Here is a 2648-nt window from a genome sequence, read left to right as displayed (position 1 = left end):
TGTGGCGCGACAATCTGGATGAGAGGCGCGCGACAATCTGGATGAGAACCTGGTGTCGCGGCGGTGATGATGATCGCGGCAATGATTATCGCGCGCAAGAGTCTTTGTTGGTTTGATTGTCGCGGCGCGTCAATCAGGTGCGATATTGGCGGGCGTCGCATATGACGCTGGCCGTCCGGGGCCACGCTTTTGCTCCATGGCCTCTCGCCGCCTGTAGCTTTCGACATTCATCTCGAAGATCGTTGCGTGATGAACGAGGCGGTCGACCGCGGCGAGCGTCATTGCGGGATCGGGGAAAACCTTTCCCCATTCCCCGAATGGCTGATTGGCGGTGATGAGCATCGAGCGCCGCTCGTATCGGGCGCTGATGAGTTCGAACAGCACACTGGTCTCGGCCTGGTCCTTGGTGACGTAAGCGAGGTCGTCGAGGATCAGCAGGTGGAAGCGGTCGAGGCGGCTGATAGCGGCTTCGAGGCCGAGTTCGCGGCGCGCGATCTGAAGCTTCTGAACGAGGTCGGTTGTGCGGGTAAAGAGAACCCTCCAGCCGTTCTCGATGAGGGCGAGACCGATGGCCGAGGCCAGATGACTCTTTCCGGCGCCAGGCGGGCCGAACAGAAGCAAATTGGCGCCCTTCTCCAGCCAGGTGTCTCCGGCGGTGATGGCCATCACCTGGGCCTTCGAGATCATCGGCACCGTCTCGAACGCGAATGTGTCGAGGGTCTTTCCCGGCAGGAGGCGGGCCTCGGCGAGATGGCGCTCGATGCGACGGCGATCTCGTTCGGCGAGTTCGTGTTCGGCCATCGCGGCCAGGAATCGGGCGGCGGGCCATCCTTCCTTGTCGGCCTGTTCGGCGAATTGCGCCCACATGACCTTGATGGCCGGCAGGCGCAGTTCGTTGAGGAGCAAGCTCAGCCTTGCGGCATCGACAGCAGGGTTGGTCTTCATGCCGCGTCTCCTGTCAGGCTGGCGCCGATCAGGGCTTCATAGGCGTTGAGGGACGCAAGGCGCACGACGACATTCGGCAGCCGGGAGGGATCGGGGGCGAAACGTGCTCGAAGATCCCCCATGTCTGGCAGTCGCCCCGCCTCAAGACAGGCGGCAAGCTGGTCGGCCAGTTCGCTCTCGCAGCCGCGCTCGTGCGCCATGGCGAGGAGATCGACCATGACGCGGCAGGCCTGCCGCTCTGGCAATTGCTCCAGGAGCATGTGGAAGGTTCGCCGGTATGCCTCACGCGGGAAGAGCTGGTCGCGATAGACGAGATTGAGGAGCGCCATCGGCTTGCGGCGCAGCGAATGGATGACATGCCGGTAGTTGACCACCTGGCCGTGCTTGCCAGATGAAGATGCACGTCCGCGCGGCAGCGACATGAGTTGCGTGCCGCCGATGAAGACGTCCAGCCGGTCGTCGAAAAGGCGTGCCCTGAGCCGATGACCGATCAGGCGCGAGGGCACGGTATAGAACACCTTGCGCAGCGTGAAGCCGCCCGATGACGTGACGCGCACGGTGACCTCCTCGTAGTCGGATGTGCGCCGGACGGGCAGTTCCTGGAGCTCGGCGCGCTCGATGTCGACGCGCTTGGAATTGCGGGCATTGCAGCGGCTGACGATCTCATCGACGAAGCGGCGATAGGCGGCCAGATCGTCGAAATCGCTCGAACCTCTCATCAGCAGCGCGTCATTGATGGCCCGCTTGAGATGCCCGTGCGGCCCTTCGATGGAACCGTTCTCATGCGCGATGCCGGCATTGTTGCGGGTCGGCGTCATGCCATAGTGGCCGCACAGGTCCTCGTAGCGGCGCGTCAGGTCCTGCCGGGCATCGTGATCGAGATTGCGGAAAGCCGCCGACAGGCTGTCGCTGCGATGCTCGCGAGGAATCCCGCCGAGGGACCACAGGGCGTTCTGCAGGCCTTCCGCCAGGGCGACGAAGCTCTCGCCGCCGAGCACGACATGAGCATGCTCGAAGCCGGAATAGGCGAGCCGGAAATGATAAAGCCGATGATCGAGAGGCTGACCGGCGATCGTGACGCCGGCGCTGCCCATGTCTGTGAAATCCGACAGGCCGAGGCGGCCGGGCTCGTGCACCTGCCGGAAAATGACCTCCTGCTCCTCTCCATGGATGGCGCGCCATGAGCGGATGCGGCGTTCCAGCGTCCGGCGAACGCCATCGCCAAGTTCGGGATGCCGCCGCATCGTCTCCTCGAAGATCGCAACGGGGCGAATGCCGGGCGCGGCCTCCAGCAACGGCACGACCTCGGCGTCAAAAATATCGGCAAGTGGATCCGACCGTCTGCTTCCTCGTGGCGCCTTCTTCTGCGAGGGCAGCCTCGAATCCTTCTCGAGGCGATAGGCCGTGGCTGTGCTGATCGACGCCTTCGCCGCCGCGACGGCCGTAATGTTGGTCTGACGGAACTTCATGAAAAGCCTCATCTGGTGATCGGTTACGTGGCGACCGGGCACAAAGTGATTCCTCCAAGTCGGAAAAACCACAGGCTTACCCGGTCGACCGCAAACACCAAACAAACGAACCCCGAAAGGAACGAGCCGACGGCGGATTGAAACTCCAGTCGGGCTACGCCCTCTCTACGTTCCAATCCGCCGTCATTCTCATCCAGATTGACGCTGCGCTCTCACTTTGATTGTCGCGCCGCA

The 2648-nt window shown here is 63.1% G+C and carries 2 protein-coding genes; both read right to left on the bottom strand.

Going from position 1 to position 2648, the window contains the following annotated elements; all coding sequences use genetic code 11:
* Positions 1–129: 129 nt before the first annotated feature.
* Entirely contained in the window at positions 130–945 is an 816-nt protein-coding gene (gene istB / locus ACESNB_RS05800) for an IS21-like element helper ATPase IstB (protein ID WP_373005188.1), read from the bottom strand.
* On the bottom strand, positions 942–2426 hold the full coding sequence (gene istA, locus ACESNB_RS05795) for an IS21 family transposase (RefSeq protein ID WP_373005191.1): 1485 nt from the start codon (positions 2424–2426) through the stop codon (positions 942–944). Before istA ends, istB begins: the two co-directional genes overlap by 4 nt.
* Between the last annotated feature and the right edge of the window lie 222 nt (positions 2427–2648).

The organism is Hyphomonas sp. (assembly GCF_041689225.1).
In the GTDB taxonomy this organism is placed as follows: domain Bacteria; phylum Pseudomonadota; class Alphaproteobacteria; order Caulobacterales; family Hyphomonadaceae; genus Hyphomonas.
The sequence above is the reverse complement of the archived record's forward strand: the minus strand, read 5'-3'. Positions and strand labels throughout refer to the sequence as shown.

Excerpts from the sequence above, each read along its gene's own strand:
- istB (WP_373005188.1), bottom strand. The coding sequence starts at position 945 with ATGAAGACCAACCCTGCTGTCGATGCCGCAAGGCTGAGCTTGCTCCTC.
- istA (WP_373005191.1), bottom strand. The coding sequence starts at position 2,426 with ATGAGGCTTTTCATGAAGTTCCGTCAGACCAACATTACGGCCGTCGCG.